Annotated in this window: 22 protein-coding genes; 7 read left to right on the forward strand and 15 right to left on the reverse strand. The window is 61.8% G+C overall.

Annotated features, from left to right (window positions below; translation table 11 throughout):
* Positions 1 to 106 precede the first annotated feature (106 nt).
* On the forward strand, positions 107 to 820 hold the full coding sequence (locus H0Z09_RS25580) for a UTRA domain-containing protein (protein WP_186694432.1): 714 nt from the start codon (positions 107 to 109) through the stop codon (positions 818 to 820).
* Between the two features lie 135 nt (positions 821 to 955).
* Here the strand turns inward: H0Z09_RS25580 and H0Z09_RS25585 are convergent, their stop codons facing one another.
* From H0Z09_RS25585 to H0Z09_RS25620, 8 genes are read right to left on the reverse strand one after another with little or no spacing between them, the layout of a single operon-like run.
* On the reverse strand, positions 956 to 1,909 hold the full coding sequence (locus H0Z09_RS25585; RefSeq protein ID WP_186694473.1) for a zinc ABC transporter substrate-binding protein: 954 nt from the start codon (positions 1,907 to 1,909) through the stop codon (positions 956 to 958).
* Positions 1,909 to 2,808 carry a metal ABC transporter permease gene (locus tag H0Z09_RS25590; protein WP_186694434.1) on the reverse strand — a complete coding sequence of 300 codons (900 nt, stop codon included), beginning with the start codon at positions 2,806 to 2,808 and terminating at the stop codon, positions 1,909 to 1,911. Before H0Z09_RS25590 ends, H0Z09_RS25585 begins: the two co-directional genes overlap by 1 nt.
* Positions 2,805 to 3,551 carry a metal ABC transporter ATP-binding protein gene (locus tag H0Z09_RS25595; RefSeq protein WP_186694436.1) on the reverse strand — a complete coding sequence of 249 codons (747 nt, stop codon included), beginning with the start codon at positions 3,549 to 3,551 and terminating at the stop codon, positions 2,805 to 2,807. The genes H0Z09_RS25590 and H0Z09_RS25595 overlap by 4 nt, the downstream gene beginning before the upstream one ends.
* Positions 3,548 to 4,468: a metal ABC transporter substrate-binding protein gene (locus tag H0Z09_RS25600; RefSeq protein ID WP_076954752.1), complete on the reverse strand. Its 921-nt coding sequence runs from the start codon at positions 4,466 to 4,468 to the stop codon at positions 3,548 to 3,550. Before H0Z09_RS25600 ends, H0Z09_RS25595 begins: the two co-directional genes overlap by 4 nt.
* Positions 4,469 to 4,487: 19 nt before the next feature.
* Positions 4,488 to 5,048: a DUF6162 family protein gene (locus H0Z09_RS25605; protein ID WP_186694438.1), complete on the reverse strand. Its 561-nt coding sequence runs from the start codon at positions 5,046 to 5,048 to the stop codon at positions 4,488 to 4,490.
* Positions 5,045 to 5,365 carry a hypothetical protein gene (locus tag H0Z09_RS25610; protein WP_238340304.1) on the reverse strand — a complete coding sequence of 107 codons (321 nt, stop codon included), beginning with the start codon at positions 5,363 to 5,365 and terminating at the stop codon, positions 5,045 to 5,047. The genes H0Z09_RS25605 and H0Z09_RS25610 overlap by 4 nt, the downstream gene beginning before the upstream one ends.
* A gap of 5 nt (positions 5,366 to 5,370) precedes the next feature.
* A complete protein-coding gene (locus H0Z09_RS25615; protein WP_186694442.1) occupies positions 5,371 to 5,907 on the reverse strand; it encodes a thiamine pyrophosphate-binding protein in 537 nt (178 codons plus the stop codon).
* On the reverse strand, positions 5,904 to 7,106 hold the full coding sequence (locus H0Z09_RS25620) for a PepSY domain-containing protein (RefSeq protein ID WP_186694444.1): 1,203 nt from the start codon (positions 7,104 to 7,106) through the stop codon (positions 5,904 to 5,906). Before H0Z09_RS25620 ends, H0Z09_RS25615 begins: the two co-directional genes overlap by 4 nt.
* Before the next feature lie 289 nt (positions 7,107 to 7,395).
* On the opposite strand from H0Z09_RS25620, the gene leuC reads away from it, so the two are divergent.
* Together leuC and leuD are read left to right on the forward strand one after the other, a co-directional pair.
* Positions 7,396 to 8,814, forward strand: a complete 1,419-nt coding sequence (gene leuC, locus H0Z09_RS25625; RefSeq protein WP_186694446.1) for a 3-isopropylmalate dehydratase large subunit — start codon at positions 7,396 to 7,398, stop codon at positions 8,812 to 8,814.
* Positions 8,811 to 9,425 (forward strand): 3-isopropylmalate dehydratase small subunit, encoded by a 615-nt coding sequence (gene leuD / locus H0Z09_RS25630; RefSeq protein ID WP_186694449.1) that lies wholly within the window; start codon positions 8,811 to 8,813, stop codon positions 9,423 to 9,425. Before leuC ends, leuD begins: the two co-directional genes overlap by 4 nt.
* A gap of 73 nt (positions 9,426 to 9,498) precedes the next feature.
* On the opposite strand, the gene H0Z09_RS25635 is transcribed toward leuD, so the two are convergent.
* The 4 genes from H0Z09_RS25635 to soxR form a co-directional block, all read right to left on the reverse strand.
* Positions 9,499 to 10,413 carry a LysR substrate-binding domain-containing protein gene (locus H0Z09_RS25635; protein ID WP_202888841.1) on the reverse strand — a complete coding sequence of 305 codons (915 nt, stop codon included), beginning with the start codon at positions 10,411 to 10,413 and terminating at the stop codon, positions 9,499 to 9,501.
* 78 nt (positions 10,414 to 10,491) lie between these two features.
* On the reverse strand, positions 10,492 to 11,796 hold the full coding sequence (locus tag H0Z09_RS25640; protein WP_186694453.1) for a dicarboxylate/amino acid:cation symporter: 1,305 nt from the start codon (positions 11,794 to 11,796) through the stop codon (positions 10,492 to 10,494).
* Positions 11,797 to 11,905: 109 nt separating this feature from the next.
* Positions 11,906 to 12,781 carry an alpha/beta hydrolase gene (locus H0Z09_RS25645; protein WP_186694455.1) on the reverse strand — a complete coding sequence of 292 codons (876 nt, stop codon included), beginning with the start codon at positions 12,779 to 12,781 and terminating at the stop codon, positions 11,906 to 11,908.
* A 127-nt stretch (positions 12,782 to 12,908) separates the two neighbouring features.
* Positions 12,909 to 13,358, reverse strand: coding sequence for a redox-sensitive transcriptional activator SoxR (gene soxR / locus H0Z09_RS25650; RefSeq protein ID WP_186694458.1), 450 nt, complete (start codon positions 13,356 to 13,358; stop codon positions 12,909 to 12,911).
* Between the two features lie 101 nt (positions 13,359 to 13,459).
* Here soxR and H0Z09_RS25655 point away from each other — a divergent pair, with 101 nt between their 5' ends.
* The gene (locus H0Z09_RS25655; protein ID WP_186694460.1) at positions 13,460 to 13,825 is read left to right on the forward strand and encodes an antibiotic biosynthesis monooxygenase; all 366 of its coding nucleotides are present in this window, start codon (positions 13,460 to 13,462) and stop codon (positions 13,823 to 13,825) included.
* Here the strand turns inward: H0Z09_RS25655 and H0Z09_RS25660 are convergent.
* Positions 13,814 to 14,917 (reverse strand): sigma-54 dependent transcriptional regulator, encoded by a 1,104-nt coding sequence (locus H0Z09_RS25660; RefSeq protein WP_186694462.1) that lies wholly within the window; start codon positions 14,915 to 14,917, stop codon positions 13,814 to 13,816. The two genes, H0Z09_RS25655 and H0Z09_RS25660, sit on opposite strands and share 12 nt — an antisense overlap.
* A 275-nt stretch (positions 14,918 to 15,192) precedes the next feature.
* Here H0Z09_RS25660 and H0Z09_RS25665 point away from each other — a divergent pair, with 275 nt between their 5' ends.
* The 3 genes from H0Z09_RS25665 (at position 15,193) to H0Z09_RS25675 (ending at position 18,713) form a co-directional block, all read left to right on the forward strand.
* On the forward strand, positions 15,193 to 15,462 hold the full coding sequence (locus H0Z09_RS25665) for a hypothetical protein (protein ID WP_186694464.1): 270 nt from the start codon (positions 15,193 to 15,195) through the stop codon (positions 15,460 to 15,462).
* A gap of 232 nt (positions 15,463 to 15,694) precedes the next feature.
* A complete protein-coding gene (locus tag H0Z09_RS25670) occupies positions 15,695 to 16,855 on the forward strand; it encodes an aminotransferase class V-fold PLP-dependent enzyme (protein ID WP_186694466.1) in 1,161 nt (386 codons plus the stop codon).
* Between the two features lie 49 nt (positions 16,856 to 16,904).
* On the forward strand, positions 16,905 to 18,713 hold the full coding sequence (locus H0Z09_RS25675) for an aminopeptidase P family protein (RefSeq protein ID WP_186694468.1): 1,809 nt from the start codon (positions 16,905 to 16,907) through the stop codon (positions 18,711 to 18,713).
* Between the two features lie 62 nt (positions 18,714 to 18,775).
* On the opposite strand, the gene H0Z09_RS25680 is transcribed toward H0Z09_RS25675, so the two are convergent.
* A complete protein-coding gene (locus tag H0Z09_RS25680) occupies positions 18,776 to 19,057 on the reverse strand; it encodes a hypothetical protein (RefSeq protein ID WP_016980214.1) in 282 nt (93 codons plus the stop codon).
* Between the two features lie 164 nt (positions 19,058 to 19,221).
* Positions 19,222 to 20,109 (reverse strand): threonine/homoserine exporter RhtA, encoded by an 888-nt coding sequence (gene rhtA / locus H0Z09_RS25685; protein ID WP_186694470.1) that lies wholly within the window; start codon positions 20,107 to 20,109, stop codon positions 19,222 to 19,224.
* Positions 20,110 to 20,357: the final 248 nt, after the last annotated feature.

Consider the following 20,357-nt stretch of genomic DNA (forward strand, 5'->3'; position numbering starts at 1 on the left):
TGTCGGTCATCTGTAATGCCTAGGCTGGGGCGCAGCAGTGCAAGCCCAGTTACGGCGCGGTTTGTGCACCTGATCGGTGCTGGTCTAGTCCAGATAGGAAACATTGATGCGTGATGAGGCAATCAAGGCGGTGACATCCATTGGCCTGGCGCTGCAGGAGCAGATCAATCACGGTTTGCTGCCGCCCGCCAGCAAATTGCCCGCCGAGCGCAAGCTCAGCGAGTTGTTTGGTACCACCCGGATTACCGTGCGGGAAGCCTTGTTACAACTTGAGGCCCAGGGGCAGATCTACCGTGAGGAACGTCGCGGCTGGTTTGTCTCGCCGCCACGGCTGGCCTACAACCTGATGCAACGCAGCCACTTCCACGCGATGGTGAGTGACCAGGGGCGTGTGGCGTCCACTGAAGTGATCAGTGCGCGGCTGCAGCCGGCTTCGGTGGCGGTATGTGCATGGTTGCAGTTGCCGGCGCTGTCCAGCGTGATCCAGATCTGCCGGGGCCGGCGCATCGATGGGCGTTTGGTGTTGTATGTGGAGCACTACCTGAACCCGCAGTATTTTCCCGAAATCCTGGCGTGCGATTTGAATCAGTCGATGACTGAGTTGTATGCGCGCAAGTACGACTTGCACTATGGGCGGGTGCGTTTTGAAATCGTGCCGACCTCACTGCCGGTGGAAGCGGCGGCCGCGTTGCGTGTGTCGGTGGGTAGCCCTGGCTTGCGGATAGCCCGGGTCAACTATGACCAGCACCAGCGGTTGATCGACTGCGATCTGGAGTTCTGGCGGCATGATGCGATTCATGTGGGTGTGGATGTGATTTAACAGCATTTACTAGATGTGCCGAGGCCCAATGTGGGAGCTGGCTTGCCTGCGATGCGGGCGCCTCGGTACATCAGGTACACCGAGTCGATACCATCGCAGCGGTGCGGCGATCCGACAAGCCAGCTCCCACATTGCCTACGGCATCAGCGCCTTGATCACCTGATCCACATTGGTTTCCAGCTCTGTCACAGGCGTCGCACCGTCCACATTCAATACCAGCAACTGCGCACCACCGGCGGTGACAGCGGCTTTCACCGCCTCACTTGGTTGGCGATGATGCAGCACCACCGCGACATCGTTGTCCTTTAGCTCGGTACTGAGCTTCTGCAGCGCCTCGGGCGTCCAATCGGCATCCGGTCGCGCATCGGTGCTGAGCAGTTCCAGGTTCAAACTGCTGACCAGGTACGCAAAGTGATCACTCAAGCTGAGCACGCTCAGGTTATCCGCCTTGGCCAGTCGCGCCTCGCTATCGGCGGTGAGCTTGAGCAGGCGCTGCTTGAGGGCGGCGAGGTTGCCGTCGATCTTCGGCTTGGCGGCGGGCGCCAGGCGGCTCAGGTCAGCGGCCAGCACATCGGCCATGCGCCCCATGTTGTTGCTCGATTGCCAGGGCTGGCTGTTCAAGCCATCGCTGACGCCTGGCTGCACTGCGATACCCGGCAAACCGCCGTCCACCGGGCGCGCGGCGTCGACTTCAACAATGCGGATATTGCTGCGCCGCGCCACCGGGTACAGCGGATCATCGGCCCACAACGAGCGCAGGCCGATGGCGGCGTCGGCGTCCAGTGCCAACGTGCTCAACGCCGGCGCACCTCGCCCGGTGAAGTAGGACACCTGCCGCGAACCGGGCAGGTTGGCCGGCGCGGCGCGCTCAAGTTGGACATCGGTGTCTTTGAGCAGCACCTCGGCCAGGCCGTAGGTGATCGGCAGCGACGCCAGGACCTTCACCGGTTTTACCGACTTGGCCTTGCTCAGTGCGGCGTGGCCCAGCCCTTGATGGATCTTGAGGGGCTCTGAACGTTCGACGGCGAGTGCCGAGGTGCTGATCAAGCAAGCGATGGCCAGGGCCAATGGTCCAATTGCAGGGTGCATCATCCAAGATTCCCTTTGAGGCTGGGCACCGTGCCGCGCGCGATGGCGGCCAGTGCGAAGACGATACCGGCGACCAGAATGATGGCGGCACCGGACGGGATGGGCAGGTCGAAGATGATCGGCAGCAGGATCCCACACAGGGTACTGACCGTTGCAATCACCACCGACACCCAGAAGAACCCCTTGAGCGACTGGCTCAACAGGCGCGCCGCCGCGGCTGGAATCACCAGCAACGCACCCACCAGGATCGCGCCGATGACCTTGACCGCCGCGACAGTAATCAGCGTCACCAGGATCACGAACAGGTAGTCCAGGGTCTTCACCGCCACCCCGCGCACCGCCGCCAGTTGCGGGTTGAAGCTGGCCAGCATGATGCGGTTGTACAGCGGCAATGCCAGCGCCATCACCAGCGAACCGACGATTGCCAGCACCAGCAGGTCGTTGCCGTTGACCGTCAACACCGAGCCAAACAGCACGTTTTCGAGGATATGCACGTTGATCTTGCCCGCCAGGATCAGCAGCAGGCTCGCACCCAGCGCCAGGGACACCGACAGGAACACGCCGATCAAGGTGTCCGGCGCCAGGCCGGTGCGGTTGCGCAAGTAGTTGAGCAGGATGCCGAACAGCAGGCAGTAACCGAACAGGCTGCCATAGGGCCCGGTGTAGGGTTCGCCCAACAGGATGCCCACGGCCACGCCGGTCAGCGCGGCATGGCCGACCGCTTCGGAAAAAAACGCGAAGCGCTTGACCACTACCAGGGTTCCCAAGCCGCCCAGCACGGGGCCGATCAGCAAGCCGGCGAGCAAGGCATTGACCACGAAACCATAGGCCAGCGCCTCCGGCAGGTAACCGGAAGAGGCCCAGCCCTGGACCATCAAGCGAAAGGCTTCATAACTCATTGCGTCGGGCTCCGAGGGTGGGTGGAGAACAACGTCAGCAGGCGATCCGGGGTCAGTGCGTCTTTGGGCATGGCATCGAACAGCACGCGGCGGTTCAGGCCCGTGACGCGGTCGGCCAGGCGGCCCACGGCTTCCAGGTCGTGCTCGATCCACAATACGGTGATCCCGGCCAGTCTCCAGTCACTCAGCAAGCGTTCGAACACCTGGATACCGGCTTCGTCCAGCGCCGACATCGGCTCATCCAGCACCAGCAACTGCGGCGCCGGGATCAGCCCCTGGGCCAGCAGCACGCGCTGGCGTTCACCGCCGGACAGCGCGCCCATGCGCCGCTTGCGTTTGTCCTGCATGCCAACGCGCTCCAGCGCTTCACCGATCGCGCCGGCGTAATGCCTGGACAGGCCAAGAAACGCCGGACGCCGCTGGCACATGGCAGCCATGAAGTCATCGACGGTCATCGGCAAGCCACGGTCGAATTCCAGGGCCTGGGGCACATAACCGATGGTGCCGGGCGTGGTTGGCCAGTGCAGGCTCAACCGTCCCTGATGCGGCGTTTGCCCCAGCAACGTCTTGATCAGCGAGCTTTTCCCGCCACCGTTGGGGCCCACCAGCGCATGGATGCTGCCCGGCTGCACCTGGAAACTCACCTGGTCGAGGATCACCGTGCGGCCCAGGGTCAGCGACACATTGTTGAATTCCAGGGTCGGGCCCACGCTGACCGCCTGCAGTTGTTGCGCTGCCGTCATGCTCCCGACTCCTGGATCGCCCGTACCACGGTGTTGAGGTTGCCGGTCATTTCCACTTCGTATTTTTCGGCGCTGTATTCGCCGTAGGAAATATGCGACAGCGGATACAGCTTGACCCCGGACTCCCGCTGGATGGTATCGACATAGGTGGACGGGAAATCCATCTCCGAGAAGATCACCTTGACGTCCAGGGCGCGCAGCTCGTCGATGGTTTTCTTCAACTGGCTGGGGCTGGGCTCGATCCCGTGGGCCGGTTCGACCACGGCTGTGACCTCGAGGCCGAATTCACGCAGCAGGTAGTCGTAGGCCGCGTGCACCGTGGCCACGCGCAGGTCCGGGTTGGGGGCGCTGGTCAACTTGGCCAGGGCATCGGCGCGCATCTGGCGCAGGCGTTTGCCATAGGCGCGGGCGTTCTGGGTGTAGGTCTTGGCGTTGTCCGGGTCGAGCTTGCCCAGTTCGCGGGCGATGTTGTTGACCTGGGCAATCGATGCGCTGATCGACAGAAACGTATGCGGGTTGACCACCTTGCCCGCGCCGCGCGCGGCGTTACCGGTGGCGGCCAGCAGCGGCACGTTGGCGTTGGCTTCGATGACCGGAATGTCCGGGCGTTCGCTGGTGGCGATCATGCGGTCGGCGAAATCGTCATGGCCGACGCCGTTGAGCACGATCACGTCCAAGGTGCCGATGCGCTTGATGTCTTCGGCGCGCGGCTCGTAGGCATGCGGGTTGAAACCGGCCGGAATCAGCGGCACCACTTCTGCCTTGTCGCCGACGATATTGGCCACGTAGCTGTAATAAGGGTGCAGGGTAATGCCGATGCGCAGGCGTTTGGCCTCTTCGGCATTGGCCAGGGGAGCGAGCATCAGGCTGAACAGGCCAACCAGCAACAGGCGCAACAGGGGAGATGAAATAGACATGGGCAATCGGTCTTCTCGTTCAGTGACGGTGCTGGCGGGTGACGCCGGCATCGAATTGCGCAACCACCTGCCGCCAGCCGGCTGCGATCAGCGCCTGGTCAGAGAGGTCGGAGGGGGCGGCCAGGTTGGCTTGGCGATTGAGCCAGATATCCGGCTCGGCACCGTGCACGCGCATGAGCAGCGAGCCACTGGTGGCGGGCGCCTGACTCAAGCCCAGGTAGGCGGAGGGTTCCAGCAATTGCCAGCGATGATCGCCACGGCTGACCGAACTGGCGTCCTGGGCAAACGGTGCGAAGCCTTCCTCGGCCAGTTGCGCAGGGGTTGGCAGCGCGCTTTGCTCCTGCTGCAACAGCTGGATTTCATCCAGTGTCACGCGCAGGTCGGCGTAAATGCCTTGCTCGGAGGCGCTCAGGTCGCGCCGGGCGTCCAGTTGGTGACTGGGCACGGCTGCGACTTCCCGGGTTTCTCCGTGCAGGGCCACCACCGTGCCGGCCACCGCCAGGATGATCAGGCACAGCAGCAAGACGTAGAGGGTTTCGTGGCCGGCACCGGCGGGGCGTACAACCTGGGTGGTCGTCATTGCGACTGGATATCCGCTTGGTCGATTTCCACGACGTGGCCGGGGCCTGCATCGAACAGCACGTAGAATTCGGCGGACGGTTTCTTGAACGTCAGCGTCGAATCCTCGCCAAGCTTGCCGGGCACCAGGATGGTTTCGTCGTAGCCGATCACGTCCAGGGTCACGCCGGGCGCACCGCTGCCGTCGGAGAAGCCGCCTTTGCACTGGATCTGCTCGCCGGGGATTTCCTTGCACTCGCACATCGGGTTGTGGGCGAGGGCGACGGTACTGAAGCCGGTGCCGATCAGTAGTACGGCCGCGGCGCGGGTCAGGCGCATCAACGTCATGGTTTAACTCCTTGCTTGTTCAGCCAGGCAATAGTGGCAGGCGAGGCCTGGCTCAACGGGATGGAACCCTGGTGCATGGCGCCGTCCCAGCCTTCCATGGTCACCCACAGTTCGGCGTCGGCCGGCGTGCGTTCCGGAATCGGCAGGCCCGCGCCCATGCGGTATGGCGTGCCGAAGAAGATCACCCCGGCGGCGCGCAGGCTGCGTGGCTTGCCAATGCGCAGATAGGTGGCCTTGACCTGGTCGGCACAGGTGTCGCACAGGGCCGCGTTGAAAAACTTCATCGGGCCGGCCGGGTCGGGGCGCGGGCCTTCATTGCGAAATTCCGCGAGGGTCAGGCTCCAGGGCCCGACCTGCACCTGGCCGGCCACGCGCTCGCCGATGCCGGTATCGCCACGAAACAGCGCGGCATCGGCGAAGTACTTGGGCATGAAGCCCAGGGGGACCAGCAGCAACAGTACATTGATGTGAAAACGCCATGTCAGCCAGAACGCCCGCAACGGCGAAGGCTTTGCAGCAGCGGCCTTGCTCATGGGTTGGCCTCCGAGGTTTCTGCCCGCATCGCCGGGATGGGCGCCAGCGCATGTTGTGCCTTGGTTTCGCGCTTGAAGGCGTTGAGCGTGGCCAGTGCGGTGCGCTTGGTCCAGATCAGCAGGCCGCTCAACACCATCATGCTCATGATCAGCCCGAAGAACGCCCAGATCAGCTTGATCCACAGCCCGCCAAAGTCGCCGGTGTGCAGCGGGCGCATGGATTCGGTGACGAACTCCAGCTTCGAACGGTCGGACAGCAAGTGCGCCGCGGCGACCTCCCCGTCATACGGGTTGATTTGCGCGGTCTGGAACATCAAGGGGTACCAGCCCCGCCCGCCGATCTGCAGGTGGCTGTAGGCGTTGAGCGGCAGGCTGATGAAACTCGCCTCCAGGCCCGGGATGCGCTGGGTGGCGATCCTGATGGCCTCGTCCACCGCAATCATCGGCGCCGGCACGCCCGGCGCCGACAGGGGCACCTTCTCCCGGGCAATCACCGGGATGACGGGTTCGGTTGAGATCGAGATCTGGTTGTCGCCCAGGATTGCCCGGATCAGGAACCAGATGCCGGTGACGGAAATCACCGCGATAAACCAGATCGACCAGATGCCGCTCAAACGGTGGAAGTCGCCCCAGAAGATCCGCGCGCCATGGCGCACGCGCAAGGTAGGGCGCAGGAAACCCTTCCAGAAACGCTTGTACACCACCAGCCCGGTCACCAGCGATGCCAGCAGCGGTATGCCGAGTGCCGAGACCAGGTACCAGCCCCAGCTGTAGCCATTGGTGAAGGGCACCAGCCACCAGCCGTGCAGGGCGCGGGTAAATGCCTTGAAGTCGAATGACGGGCTGATGCCCTGGATCGCTCCGGTGTAGGGGTTGACGTAGACCTCGACGGAACGCCCGTCGGGGTAGCTGAGGTCGACACTGAGGGCGAAATGCGATTCGTCGGGACGGCTGATCGACTGGACGAACACCTGGGGTTCCTCGCGCTTGATGGCGGCGATTACCTGGTCATAGCTCAGCGGCTCGGCATCATCCGTCGGCTTGCTCGCACGGATATCCGGGTTGGCCAGCCAGACGATCTCCTGGCTGACGACCGCGAGGGTGCCGGTGACGCAGACGATCAGTACGAAGAACCAGATGGGCAATGCCAGCCAGCTATGGACGAGAAACCAGAGTTTGGAGCGTGACTTCTTCGACATGTGAATGAGGGTCTTGATCGGAGGAGGGCAGTGCAGGCCCGGAAAAGGCCAGTCGTAGCTTTTGCTGACGCGACGGGCTGTATCTAAGTTAAGACGGATGAGAATGAGAAATCCCTAACCCAGATATGAAAGAAAATGTTTCGGCTTCACATTCAGGGCGCTTTAACGCCTCGATCGAACACGAAACATGTTCCTAGCGATCACCCAAGCGCCATTGATGGCGCCTGGGCGCTACGTAGGATGGGCTCATACCGTTGAGCGAGCGCCTACCCAAGTGAGTCCAGCAAAGATGACTGCCAGAACCCTCTACGACAAACACATCGATTCCCACACGGTGTGTCCCCTGGATGACCAGGGCCATGTCCTGCTTTATATAGACCGCCAGGTCATCAACGAATACACCAGCCCCCAGGCCTTCAGCGGTTTGCGTGAGGCCGGGCGCAACGTGTGGCGCCCGGGTACGGCGTTGGCCGTGGTTGACCATGTGAACCCCACCACGCCCAAGCGTATCGCGGCCATGCCCGATGCCGGTGGGGCGCGGCAAGTGTCATACCTGGCTGAGAACTGCCGGGATTTCGGCATCGAGCTGCTGGACATCCTCCACAAGCGTCAAGGCATTGAGCACGTGATCGCGCCGGAACAGGGCTTTATCCTGCCAGGCATGGTGATCGCCGCGGGCGATAGCCACACCACCACCTACGGCGCCCTCGGGGCCTTTGGTTTTGGCATTGGTACTTCGGAAATCGAACACCTGCTGGCCTCCCAGACCCTGGTCTACAAGCGCCTGAAGACCCTGCGGGTGAGCGTGGACGGCGACCTGGCATCCGGCCTGACGTCCAAGGACGTGATCATGGCGCTGATCCGCAAGATCGGCGCCTCGGGTGCGACCGGCTACGCCATTGAGTTTCGCGGCTCGACCATCGATGCGCTGAGCGTCGAGGCGCGCATGACTATCTGCAACATGGCGGTGGAGGCCGGTGCGCGCGGCGCGTTCATGGCCCCCGACGAAAAAGTTTTCGCCTACCTCAAGGGCAAGCCGCGCGCGCCCAAAGGCGAACAGTGGGACCAGGCGCTGGCAGGCTGGCGCCAGTTGCATTCGGACGCTGATGCAGTGTTCGACCGGGAGGTGCGGCTCGACGCCAGCCTGCTGGAGCCCATGGTCACGTGGGGCACCAGCCCCGATCAGGCCGCGCCCATCGGTGCCCGCGTGCCCGACCCGCAGGATGTCTGTGACTTGATCCTGCGCCAGGACATGCGCCGCGCCCTCGATTACATGGGCCTGGAAGCCGGCATGCCGCTGAGCGATATCGTTATCAGCCATGCCTTCATCGGCTCCTGCACCAACGCCCGCATCGAAGACCTGCGCGACGCCGCCAGCGTGGTGCGCGGCCGGCAGGTGGCCGACCACGTACGGGCGATGATCGTGCCGGGTTCCACTGAGGTGCGCGACCAGGCCGAAGCCGAAGGGTTGGCGGCGATTTTTATCGACGCCGGTTTTGAATGGCGCCAGTCGGGCTGCTCGATGTGCCTGGCGATGAACGACGACGTCCTGGCCGCTGGCGACCGCTGCGCCTCCAGTACCAACCGCAACTTCGAAGGCCGCCAGGGCGCGGGTGCGCGCACTCACCTGATGAGCCCCGCGATGGTCGCCGCCGCTGCCATTACCGGCCGGCTTACTGATATCCGCCAATTTGGAGAGCGCCCATGAGCCTGCAACCGTTCACCCTGGTCACCGGCAAGGCCGCACCGATGCTGGCGGCGAATATCGACACCGACGTGATCATGCCCAAGCAGTTTCTCAAGGGTATCGACCGCAACGGCCTGGACCGTGGGCTGTTCTTCGACCTGCGCTTCCTGGCGTCCGGCGAGCCGAACCCCGCGTTCGTGCTGAACCAGCCGGCCTGGCAGGGTGCGAAGTTTTTGGTGGTAGGTCCGAATTTCGGTTGCGGTTCCAGCCGCGAGCACGCGGTGTGGGGCTTGAAGCAGATGGGCATCCGCGCGTTGATCGGCAGCAGCTTTGCCGGGATTTTCTATGACAACTGCCAGCGAAACGGGGTGTTGTTGATCACCTTGGACGAGGCTGTGCTGCAGCAGTTGGGCAAGACCGTCAGCCAGGCTGAGCAGGCGCAGATCAGTGTCGACCTTCAAGCCCAGCAGATTCGTTTGGCGGAAGATCAGGTGATCCCGTTCCAGATCGACACCTTGCGCAAGTCCGCGCTGCTGCTTGGCCTGGACGCCATCGGCAGCACGTTGCAGCGCAGCGAGCAGATCAAAGCGTTCGAACGCCAGCACCTCCAGGCTAACCCCTGGCTCAGCTGACACACTGCGGTTCAAATTGTGGGAGCAGGCAAGCCAGCTCCCACATTGGCACAATTCCAAATCGGGAGCGATGCTAGATCGACAACCCCTTGAAGTGCTCCTGCAGAAACTCCACACACGCCCTCAGCTTTCCGGAATACGCCAACCGTGTCGGGTACACCGCCCACACGTTGGCGCTCTGGGTATAACCATGCAGCACCTGCACCAGCTTGCCTTGTTCCAGCAGCGGCTTCACGTCCCACATCGAACGCAGTAATACCCCGCGCCCATCCAGTGCCCATTGCAGCACGATCTCGCCGTTGTTCGACGACAGCGGCCCTCGTACGCGCATGCTTTGCACAGCACCGTCGTGTTCCAGGTTCCAGATGCCAAACGCGTTATCGCGCTCCTTGAGCACCAGGCAGTCGTGTTGCTCCAGGTCGCTCAGTTGCTGCGGTGTGCCTCGGCGCTCCAGATACGCCGGCGCGGCGCACAGCACGCGACGGTTGCTCACCAGCCGGCGGCCGATGTGCTGGCCGGGGATGTCGTCGCCCACGCGGATCTCCAGGTCGAAACCTTCGCTGACGATATCCACAACACGGTCGAACAGGTCCAGGCGGATTTCCAGGTCCGGGTACTGTTGCGCCAGTAACGACACGGCGGGGGCCACATGGTTGCGTCCGAAACCGAAGCTGCTGCACAGGTGCAAGCGCCCGCGCGGGCTGGCATGGGCGTCGCTGAGCTCATCCGAGAGTTGTTGGAAATCTTCCAGGATGCGCGCCGCCCAGCGCTGCACCCGTTCGCCGTCTTCGGTCAGGGCGATGCGCCGACTGGTGCGGTGCAACAAGCGGGTGGCCAAGGTGGTTTCGAGGATCTGGATGCGCTTGCTGACATACGCCGGCGACAGGCCGAGTTCGTCGGCGGCCGCCGCGAAGCCGGCCTTGCGGATCACGGTGAGGAACACACGCAGGTCTTCGGGTAGGGGCACGGTATCTTTCTTGTGAGTCATCGGGAACGGGCATGGCGGCATGAGCCGCCAGAATAGCACCGGATCGGCGTGCCTTCCGGCGCGCCTGACCGTAGTCGGTTACTCGGCAACGATCTTGGCCCGAGCAGCGGCCCGGGCATGCCGGCCGCGCTTGAGCGCGATGGGCGCCATTTTTTCGCGGTCCAGTTCACCCTCCCAGGCCGCGACCACCAGGGCGGCGACGGCATTGCCGATGATATTGGTCAGCGAGCGGCATTCGGCCATGAATCGGTCCACGCCCAGGATCAGCACCATCGCCGCCACCGGCACGGTCGGCACCACTGCCAGGCTCGCCGCCAGCGCCACGAAGCCCGCGCCCACCACCGCACCGGCGCCCTTGGACGTCAGCATGGCCACCGCCAACAGCGTCAACTGCTGCTCCAGCGGCAAGTGGATATTGGTGGCCTGGGCCAGGAACAGCACCGCCAGGGTCATATAGATGTTGGTACCGTCCAGGTTGAAGGTATAGCCGGTTGGCACCACGATGCCCACCACGCCCTTGGAGGCGCCCAGGCTTTCGAGTTTCTGGATCAATTGCGGCAAAGCCGACTCCGACGAACTGGTGCCCAGCACGATCAACAGCTCCGACTTGATATAGCCCATCAGCTTGAAAATGCTGAACCCGGCATACCGGGCAATGCTGCCCAACACCACGGCGACAAAGAAGAACGCAGTGATGTAGAAGGTGCCCACCAGCTTCAGCAGCGGCAGCAACGAGCCCACCCCGTATTTACCGATGGTGAACGCGATGGCGCCAAAGGCGCCGATCGGCGCGACCCGACTGATGATGCCGACAATCCGGAAGAACACTTCGCTCGCCTGGTTGATCACACCCACCAGCGGCCGGCCCTTTTCACCGACCATCACCAGGCCGACGCCAAACAGCACGGAGACGAACAACACCGGCAGGATCTCTCCCTTGGAAAACGCATCGAAGAACGTTGCAGGTATCACATGTAACAGGAACCCGGTGATGCCTTCGCCATGTTCGGCCTGGCCGACAAAGCCGGCGATGGCGGAGCTGTCGAGGGTTTTGACATCGATATTGAAGCCCACCCCCGGATGCAGCAGGTGCGCCGCGAGAATGCCGATCAACAAGGCGATGGTCGAGACCACTTCGAAGTACAGCAGTGCCTTGCCGCCGACCCGGCCCACTTGTTTTACATCGTGCATGCTAGTGATGCCGGCGACCACCGTGCAGAAAATGATCGGGCCGATGATCATCTTGATCAACTTGATGAAACCGTCGCCGAGGGGCTTGAGGTCGATGCCGATCTGCGGCCATTGATGACCGATCAACACACCCAGTGCGATAGCGATCAGCACCTGTACGTACAAGGTTCCCAGCAGTTTTCTGATTGTCATTGTTATTATCTCGAGACGTTATGTTGGGCAAAGCGAACCCGTCGCAGGCCGGTGGCAGCCTGCGAGGCGAGTGGGTCGGGTCATGGGTTGCCTGGTTTGGAAAGCGGGCTCAGCGAAGGAAGGCCAGGACTTCGCCAAGCAGCAACTCGGGGGCTTCCTCGGCAATGTAGTGGCCGGCCGGCAGGGCCTTGCCGCGCACGTCGGTGGCGACTTTCTGCCATTCCTTGAGCGGCTCGAAACAGCGGCCTATGGTGCCTTCGGCGCCCCACATAACCAGCAACGGCAGGCTCAGGTGATGGCCGGCGTCGATGTCCGCCTGGTCGTGTTGAAGGTCGATTCCGGCAGCGGCGCGATAGTCCTCACAGATACCGGTGGCGCTGCCCGGCAGTTTCAGGCAACGCAGGTATTCGGCGAAGGCCTCATCGGTGAACGGCTTGAGCCCGGCGCTGCGGCTGCCCATCACGCTGCGCAGGTACAGCTCAGGGTTACCTTCGATCAAGGCTTCCGGCAGCGGCGCCGGGCGGATCAGGAAGAACCAGTGCCAGTAAGCGCGGGCAAAGGCTTCGTCGGTTTGCGCATACATCGACAGGGTGGGGGCAATATCCAGCAACACCATACGTTGCACTGCGCCCGGGTGGTCCAGGGCCAGGCGATGGGCCACGCGGGCGCCACGGTCGTGGGCCAGGACAGAGAACTGCTCGAAGCCCAAGGCCTTCATCAGTTCGACGCCGTCGCGTGCCATCTCTCGCTTTGAATAGTTTGTGTGGTGGTCATTGGCGGGCGGCCTGCTGCTATCGCCATAGCCGCGCAGGTCGGCTGCCACCACGGTGAAGTGTTCAGCCAGTTGTTCGGCAACTTTGTGCCAGATGATGTGGGTTTGCGGGTGCCCGTGCAGCAGGAGCAGACCGGGACCTGTACCGCCTTTGCGGTAACTGATGCTGACGCCATTGACGTGGCACTGGTCTTTTTGGAATCCGGCGAACATGGAATGACTCCTTGTGATGAGTGCTTGCATCCTGGAATCACGCGGCGGTCGGGGCAAGGGTAAAAACGTGGAGGGGTTGTTCATGAAGTGTGTAGGAGCCCTACCGCATTGTTGATTCGCCATCACTTCAAGGTGCAGGAGTGGGCTCAAGCAATTGAGCTCCTGGCCCGCGTTCACCGAGCTGATCATCCTGATTGCGCAGCGGGCACGCCTCCATCGACAAGCACCCGCAGCCGATACAGCCATTGAGCTTGTCGCGCAGCAGCATCAGCTTGTTGATGCGATCATCCAGGTCTTCGCGCCACAACGCCGACAAACGCTCCCAGTCCTGGGCAGTGGGCGTGCGTCCGTCCGGCAACGCGCGCAACGCCTCGCCAATGGTCGCCAGCGGAATGCCCAGGCGCTGGGCGATCTTGATCACCACCACGCGGCGCAACACATCCCGCGGATAACGCCGCTGGTTACCCGCGTTGCGATTGCTTTTGATCAGCCCCTTGGCCTCGTAGAAGTGCAGGGCCGTTACGGCTACCCCACTGCGGGCGGCCAATTGGCCGACGGTGAGTTCCTTGGTAATCATGCAAAAACTTCCTGACAGCGCTTGACCTTGACTTAACTAGAGGTTTTACCCTGCGTGGCATCGAATCGCAAGATTCTGCCTACAGAGAAAGGGGAGTGTTCATGCAGGTATCAGAGAAAAATCGCAGCTTCACTCAGTTGATCGAGTTTCAGATCGAACCCCGGCAACGGTTCGCCCTGGTGGCGGCCTTGACCCTCCAGAGCGAACGCTTGGCCCAGGGTCATGGCGGTTTTATCACCGCGAGTGTGCAGGTCAGCGAAGATGGGCGCCGGGTGCTCAACTACCTGCAATGGCGCACGCGGGAAGAGGGCGAGGCAGCCTTCAAGTGCTTCGAGCACGGTGAGGAAAATTTCTGGACCTTGATTCGCGCCCATCAGGCCACGGCCGTGACCTTTGGTTCGTTCCAGGTACTGCGCAGCTTCGAGCGCAGTCATGACGACGCGTTGCACTGCCGCCTAAACGGATAAATGCAACATGCGCTCGCCTTGCAGGTTTTCGCCGGGGCGACGCTTGTTTACCGCCAGCTCGCCGATCTTGATCAGGCGGGTGCGCGTGACGTTGCGGCTCAAGCCCAACAGGTTGGCGGTGTGCACCTGGTTGTAGTGGCTGAAGCGATAGGCCGCGCGTAACAAAGCGTCTTCGACTTTTTCGTGCAGGGCTCCGGCCTGTTCTTCGAACAGTTTCTGGAACGCCCGGGCAAGCAACGCTTCGGCGCTGTTGTCGGCGGCGTGCTGGCTGTCGTCCTGACGCTCGATGCGCAGGTTAGACAGGCGCAAGTCGTCACGTTCGATCACACCGTGGCGGCAAATCAGCAGGGTGTGGTGAATCACGTTTTCCAGCTCGCGGATGTTGCCCGGCCAGCTGTAGTGCTTGAGTTTATGCTCGGCCTCACGGCTGATGGTGATCGGGCCATAGCCCAGGCGCCGGCTGTAGGCTTCGATAAAGTGCCGGGTCAGCGGCAGGATATCGCCGGGGCGCTCGCGCAGCGGGCTGAGCTCCAGACTCACCACGTCGAGACGGTAATAGAGGTCTTCGCGAAAATGTCCGGCGTTGATGGCTTTTTCCAGTTGCACGTTGGTGGCGGCAAGCACCCGCACATCAATCGGGATGCTCTTGCGCGAACCCAGGCGCACGACTTCGCGCTCCTGTAGCACACGCAGCAGCTTGACCTGGATCGGCATCGGCAAATCGCCGATCTCATCGAGGAACAAGGTGCCGCCGTCGGCCTCTTCGAACCACCCGGCCTTGGCACTCAGAGCACCGGTGAACGCGCCTTTTTCATGGCCGAACAGCTCGGCTTCCACCAGGGATTCGGAGAAGGCCCCGCAGTTCACCGCCACGAACGGCCGGTTGCGCCGCGCGCTGAGGTTATGGATGTGGCGCGCCACCAGCTCTTTACCGGTGCCTGTCTCGCCGATGATCAGTACGCTGGCTTCGCTGGGGGCCACTTGCTGGATATGGTCGAGCAGCGCCTGGGATTTCGGGTCTTCAAAGACCTGGGCCGTGGCGCGGATCGACGTCGCGAGGGCGGGCGAGGGCGGTAGGGTCAAAAGCTGCATGGGCACCTCTCTGGTCAATCTGGCTGGTGATGTGTTCACGGGCTGTTGCGGGGGCAACAGCGCCGGTGGGTGCAGCGCCCTTTATAGAGACTTATGTTTATTCCGTAAATGAACGTATTTCCATATTTATAGATCATAAAGAAATATCAGCGAAGCGCTATCAAGGGTGCTCGTGCGGTTGATAGCAACTATCACGGGAGGTGATTTTTCACCCATCAAGGTCGGGAGTAGCCTGTGTTCATTGACTCGACACCAATCTTTGCAGGGCCACCGCCATGAACCGATTCCTCGCTGTTTGCTTATTGATTGTCAGCTCCGTGCTCGCCGGGTGTGCGACCCACCCCGCGCCGGAATTGCGCCCCTACACGGCCGAAGAAACCAAACAGTTGGCGCTGGAAGCGTTGAGCCGGCGTGGTTTGTCGTTTGATGAATATCAACAGCAGCGTGCCGCGCTGACCCGGCAGCCACAGAAGCCTTTCGGCTTTGATCGCCAGGGTGAAATGAACGCCGAGCGCAGCGGGACCCTGCAGGGCCGTCCCAGTTGAGCCTGCGCTCAGTGGCAAAAAGCCCGAGGCTTCCCAGAGGAGCCTCGGGCTTTTTGTTTTCCATGACGCGACTTCAGCCTGTTAAGCTGAATTTAAGGAGCGTTCCTACGCACATTTTCATAAAGTTGCCCTTCTTTAATGGCATTCGATCGGTTAAACCTGACAACCTCTGTCCCGGTCCGTGCCCCTGAGACGCTGCTCTCGGGAACCTGCCCTGCGAGTTTTTAACTTCATGAAGAAACGTCCGTTATATTTCGACTACGCCGCTACTACCCCGGTGGACGAGCGGGTCATCCAGGTGATGGTCGAGTGTCTGGGGTTCAACGCCAATTTCGGTAATCCCGCGTCCAGTTCCCATGCGTTCGGCCAAGCGGCCCGGCAAACGGTTGAACAGGCGCGTCGCCAGGTGGCCGAGTTGGTCGGTGCCAACCCTGAACACATCGTCTGGACCTCCGGCGCCACGGAGTCGAACAACCTTGCGATCAAGGGCGTGGCCCAGGCGCGAGGCGTTGCGGGTGGGCATATCATCACCAGCCAGATCGAACACAAAGCCACGCTGGATACCGCGCGGCAATTGCAGGAAGCCGGCGTGGCCGTCACCTACCTGGTGCCGGACGCGGATGGGTTGATCAGCGTCGAGGCGGTCAGCGAGGCGTTGCGTGAGGACACCTTTCTGGTGTCGCTGATGCTGGTGAATAACGAGCTGGGCACCCTCAACGATATCTCCGCCATCGGCGCGCGGGTGCGTGAGCAGGGTGCGTTGTTGCATGTGGATGCGGCGCAAGGCGCGGGCAAGGTCGCAATCGACCTGGCGCAGTGGCCGGTGGATTTGATGTCGTTTTCCGCCCACAAGCTCTATGGCCCTAAAGGTATCGGCGCTTTATATGTCGGGCCGCGGGCGCAACAGAAAGTCCTGGCGCAGATCCACGGGGGAGGCCACGAAGGCGGCCTGCGCTCCGGCACCTTGGCGACCCACCAGATTGCCGGCATGGGCACGGCGTTTGCCCTGGCAGCGGCATCGTTTGCTGAAGAAAAGGCGCGGATCGTGGCCTTGCGTCAGCGTCTGTTGGATCAGTTGGCATCGGTTCCCGGTGTGCGTCTCAACGGCAGTGCTACACAACGTATCCCACACACCCTGAGCCTCACGTTCGGCGAAGGCGAGTTCAATTCCGCAGCACTGAGTGCCGGCATCGCGTTTTCTGCGACCTCGGCGTGCAATTCGGCAAGTAATGCACCGTCCCATGTGCTGCTCGCCCTGGGGCATGATACGCGCAGCGCAGGGCGTACGATTCGCTTGAGCCTGGGCCGGTATACCACCGAGCAGGATATCGACCAGGCCGTGCAATTGATCAAGGCGGCCCTCGCCAGCGCACCGGCGTTCTGGGCGGTCTGATTCATCTATCGCAACACATAACAATTATTCGTGGTTAGCAGGAGACACAATGAGTACGCAGCCTTTGACCCCAGGAACGGTTCCCCAGCGCCTGGCGCGCACCCGTGAACTGATGCGCCGCGAGGGCATACACGCCCTGCTGGTACCGTCGGCCGACCCGCATTTGTCTGAATACTTGCCGGGATACTGGCAAGGGCGGCAATGGTTGTCTGGGTTTCATGGTTCGGTGGGAACGCTGATTGTTACTGCGGATTTCGCCGGGGTATGGGCCGACAGCCGCTACTGGGAACAGGCGACCAAGGAACTCAAGGGCAGCGGCATCGAACTGGTGAAGCTGCAACCGGGCCAGCCAGGTCCGCTGGAATGGCTGGCCGAGCAGACGCCGGAAGGTGGCGTGGTGGCGGTCGACGGTGCGGTAATGGCCGTGGCCTCCGCGCGAACGTTGGGCGGCAAGCTGGCGGAGCGCGGTGCACGGTTGCGTACCGATATCGACTTGCTGAATGAGGTGTGGGAAGGCCGCCCTACGCTGCCAGACCAGCCCATCTATCAGCACTTGCCTCCGCAGGCCGCGGTCAGCCGCACTGAAAAACTCGCTTCGTTGCGCGCCGCGTTGAAAGAAAAGGACGCCGATTGGCACTTCATCGCCACCCTGGATGACATCGCGTGGCTGTTCAACCTGCGCGGCGCTGATGTTTCGTTCAACCCGGTATTTGTGTCGTTTGCGCTGATCAGTCAGCAGCAGGCCACGTTATTTGTGGCGCTGAGCAAAGTCGATGCCGAGCTGCGGGCTGTGCTGGAGCAGGATGGTGTGACACTGCGCGACTACAGCGAAGTGGCGGACGCGCTGCGCGCGGTGCCGTCGGGCATGAGCTTGCAGGTCGACCCGGCTCGCGTCACCGCGGGGTTGCTGGAAAACCTCGATAGCGGTGTGAAGCTGGTGGAAGGGCTCAACCCGACCACGCTGGCCAAATCGCGCAAGAGCCTGGCCGATGCGGAGCACATCCGCCACGCCATGGAACAGGACGGCGCGGCCTTGTGCGAATTCTTCGCCTGGCTGGACAGTGCGTTGGGTCGCGAACGCATTACCGAATTGACCATCGACGAGCACTTGACGGCTGCGCGTGCCCGTCGCCCGGGTTATGTGTCGTTGAGTTTCAACACCATTGCTGCTTACAACGCCAACGGTGCGATGCCGCATTACCACGCTACCGAAGAAGAGCATGCGCTGATCGAAGGCGATGGCTTGCTGCTGATTGACTCGGGCGGGCAGTACCTGGGTGGCACCACGGATATCACGCGGATGGTGCCGATCGGTACGCCAAGTGAGGAGCAAAAGCGTGACTGCACCCGTGTGCTCAAGGGCGTTATTGCCTTGTCCCGTGCGCATTTCCCGAAAGGAATCCTGTCACCGCTGCTGGACGCGATTGCCCGCGCGCCGATCTGGGCCGAAGGCGTGGATTACGGCCACGGTACCGGGCACGGGGTAGGCTATTTCCTTAACGTGCATGAGGGACCGCAAGTGATCGCCTATCAGGCTGCCACTGCCCCGCAAACGGCGATGCAACCGGGGATGATCACTTCCATTGAGCCCGGAACTTATCGTCCTGGACGCTGGGGCGTGCGCATCGAAAACCTGGTGCTGAACCGCGAAGCAGGCAAGACCGAGTTCGGCGAGTTCCTCAAGTTTGAAACGCTGACCTTGTGCCCGATCGACACCCGCTGCCTGGAACCTTCGTTGCTCACGGCCGACGAGCGTGAATGGTTCAACGCGTACCACGCCCAAGTGCGCGAGCGCCTGAGCCCATTGCTCAGCGGTGCGGCACTTGAGTGGCTGCAGGTTCGTACTGCGGCTATTTGATTGCTTGCAAGATGGGTGCCTGGAATTTTGATATGAGCAGTCAGGGATGACTGCTCGGATACTTACTTGCAGATGACGATCATGCTGCGGCTGGTGTAGCCGGCAGGGTTGAGACCGAAGGGATAGTCGCCGGGTTCTTCGGAGTTGTCACCGGACTTTGCGATTACCCGGTAGCCCTTGGCACCGCACGAGTTGGTTGCACTGGTGTAGCACTGGTCCCAGGAAGAAGACAGGCCGGAGCAATTGATATGCAACCCTTTTTTGCCACGTTTTACTTCTGTCTTGGTGGTCGCGGCACAGCCAGCAATGGCCATGACCATTAACAGTATCAAAATTCGCTTCATTCCTATCCTTAATAGCCGCCTCGCAAAGCGTGAAGCCGGCTCTACTCGCTCTCAGGTGTAGCGTTCGCGCAGTCCTTGCCGAAACTCTCCATGAATGACATTCGTTTGCGGCTTAAACATGGCCTAAATGGACGCCAAATGCCAGAGCTACATTCAAACAGATCTCAATCGGCTGGAACCAACGGCTTCGACTCGTTGCGCATCGTCACCGTGGCACCTACCGAGGCCAGGATGATGCAAATGATGGCCAGCCATTGCGCCAGGGACAGGTGCTCGTGCAGGAAGAACAGGCCCGAGAGGGCGCCGAAAGCCGGTTCGATGCTCATGAGCGTACCGAAGGTGCGGGCGGGGAGACGCGTCAAAGCGACCATTTCCAGGGTGTAGGGCAGGGCGGTAGACAGGATGGCGACAGCGATGGCGACCGGGATCAAGGCGGGCGTCAGCAAGGCGCTGCCCGCATGGACGATGCCGACAGGCGCGACAAACAAGGCGGCGATCATCACGCCAAGGGCGGCGGTTTGGACGCCGTTGTCGTTACCGGCCTTCTGACCATACAGAATATAGAGCGCCCAGCAGACACCCGCTCCCAGAGCGTAGGCGGCGCCCACCAAGTCGATACCGCTGCTGGTTTCGCCCATGGGAATGAGCAGGAGCAAGCCAACGATCGCGAGGGCGATCCACAGGAAATCTACCACACGACGTGAGGCGTAGAGCGCCACCGCAAGCGGCCCAGTGAATTCTAGTGCAACTGCGATACCCAGGGGCACGCTGCGCAAGGACATATAGAAGAGCAAGTTCATGCCGCCCAGAGCCATCCCATAGATGATCACGGTGCGCAGGGAGCTGGCAGTCAGTTTGGCCCGCCATGGACGTAATAGAAGCAGCATGATCACGCTGGCGAAAATCAGGCGCAGGGTCGTGGTGCCTTGGGCGCCGACGATGGGGAACATGCTTTTGGCCAGCGAGGCGCCCGATTGGATTGAAGCCATCGCGATCAGCAGCAGGCCGACAGGAAACAATGTCGAACCCAGGCTGCGAGGGGAGGTGGTCATTAGGGTGTTCGTCCGAAGTCATAGTAAGAGAGCGTGGGCGCTATGATGCTCAACTGTTCAGGAATGAGCAATATAGTGCTCAATTATTCGTTTCGACGGTTGATAGGCCGTGGATTTTGGAGGTTTATGGGTCAGTTGATAGGAAAACCAAATAAAGGGTTGACGGCAGATTCTGGAAGTCTATAATTCGCCCCACTTCCGGCGCAGTCGAAACGGAAAACTCCTTGGTAAACAAAGAGTTATGCGAG

The organism is Pseudomonas sp. SWRI18 (genome assembly GCF_014268345.1).
GTDB lineage: Bacteria > Pseudomonadota > Gammaproteobacteria > Pseudomonadales > Pseudomonadaceae > Aquipseudomonas > Aquipseudomonas cedrina.

Coding starts and splice junctions, on each gene's coding strand:
- H0Z09_RS25645 (WP_186694455.1), bottom strand. CDS start 12,781: ATGTTCGCCGGATTCCAAAAAGACCAGTGCCACGTCAATGGCGTCAGC.
- H0Z09_RS25615 (WP_186694442.1), bottom strand. CDS start 5,907: ATGAGCAAGGCCGCTGCTGCAAAGCCTTCGCCGTTGCGGGCGTTCTGG.
- H0Z09_RS25655 (WP_186694460.1), top strand. CDS start 13,460: ATGCAGGTATCAGAGAAAAATCGCAGCTTCACTCAGTTGATCGAGTTT.
- H0Z09_RS25620 (WP_186694444.1), bottom strand. CDS start 7,106: ATGTCGAAGAAGTCACGCTCCAAACTCTGGTTTCTCGTCCATAGCTGG.
- H0Z09_RS25670 (WP_186694466.1), top strand. CDS start 15,695: ATGAAGAAACGTCCGTTATATTTCGACTACGCCGCTACTACCCCGGTG.
- H0Z09_RS25585 (WP_186694473.1), bottom strand. CDS start 1,909: ATGCACCCTGCAATTGGACCATTGGCCCTGGCCATCGCTTGCTTGATC.
- H0Z09_RS25675 (WP_186694468.1), top strand. CDS start 16,905: ATGAGTACGCAGCCTTTGACCCCAGGAACGGTTCCCCAGCGCCTGGCG.
- leuD (WP_186694449.1), top strand. CDS start 8,811: ATGAGCCTGCAACCGTTCACCCTGGTCACCGGCAAGGCCGCACCGATG.
- leuC (WP_186694446.1), top strand. CDS start 7,396: ATGACTGCCAGAACCCTCTACGACAAACACATCGATTCCCACACGGTG.
- H0Z09_RS25665 (WP_186694464.1), top strand. CDS start 15,193: ATGAACCGATTCCTCGCTGTTTGCTTATTGATTGTCAGCTCCGTGCTC.
- H0Z09_RS25635 (WP_202888841.1), bottom strand. CDS start 10,413: ATGACTCACAAGAAAGATACCGTGCCCCTACCCGAAGACCTGCGTGTG.
- H0Z09_RS25610 (WP_238340304.1), bottom strand. CDS start 5,365: ATGCGCCTGACCCGCGCCGCGGCCGTACTACTGATCGGCACCGGCTTC.
- H0Z09_RS25660 (WP_186694462.1), bottom strand. CDS start 14,917: ATGCAGCTTTTGACCCTACCGCCCTCGCCCGCCCTCGCGACGTCGATC.
- H0Z09_RS25680 (WP_016980214.1), bottom strand. CDS start 19,057: ATGAAGCGAATTTTGATACTGTTAATGGTCATGGCCATTGCTGGCTGT.
- H0Z09_RS25590 (WP_186694434.1), bottom strand. CDS start 2,808: ATGAGTTATGAAGCCTTTCGCTTGATGGTCCAGGGCTGGGCCTCTTCC.
- H0Z09_RS25595 (WP_186694436.1), bottom strand. CDS start 3,551: ATGACGGCAGCGCAACAACTGCAGGCGGTCAGCGTGGGCCCGACCCTG.
- rhtA (WP_186694470.1), bottom strand. CDS start 20,109: ATGACCACCTCCCCTCGCAGCCTGGGTTCGACATTGTTTCCTGTCGGC.
- soxR (WP_186694458.1), bottom strand. CDS start 13,358: ATGATTACCAAGGAACTCACCGTCGGCCAATTGGCCGCCCGCAGTGGG.
- H0Z09_RS25580 (WP_186694432.1), top strand. CDS start 107: ATGCGTGATGAGGCAATCAAGGCGGTGACATCCATTGGCCTGGCGCTG.
- H0Z09_RS25600 (WP_076954752.1), bottom strand. CDS start 4,468: ATGTCTATTTCATCTCCCCTGTTGCGCCTGTTGCTGGTTGGCCTGTTC.
- H0Z09_RS25640 (WP_186694453.1), bottom strand. CDS start 11,796: ATGACAATCAGAAAACTGCTGGGAACCTTGTACGTACAGGTGCTGATC.
- H0Z09_RS25605 (WP_186694438.1), bottom strand. CDS start 5,048: ATGACGACCACCCAGGTTGTACGCCCCGCCGGTGCCGGCCACGAAACC.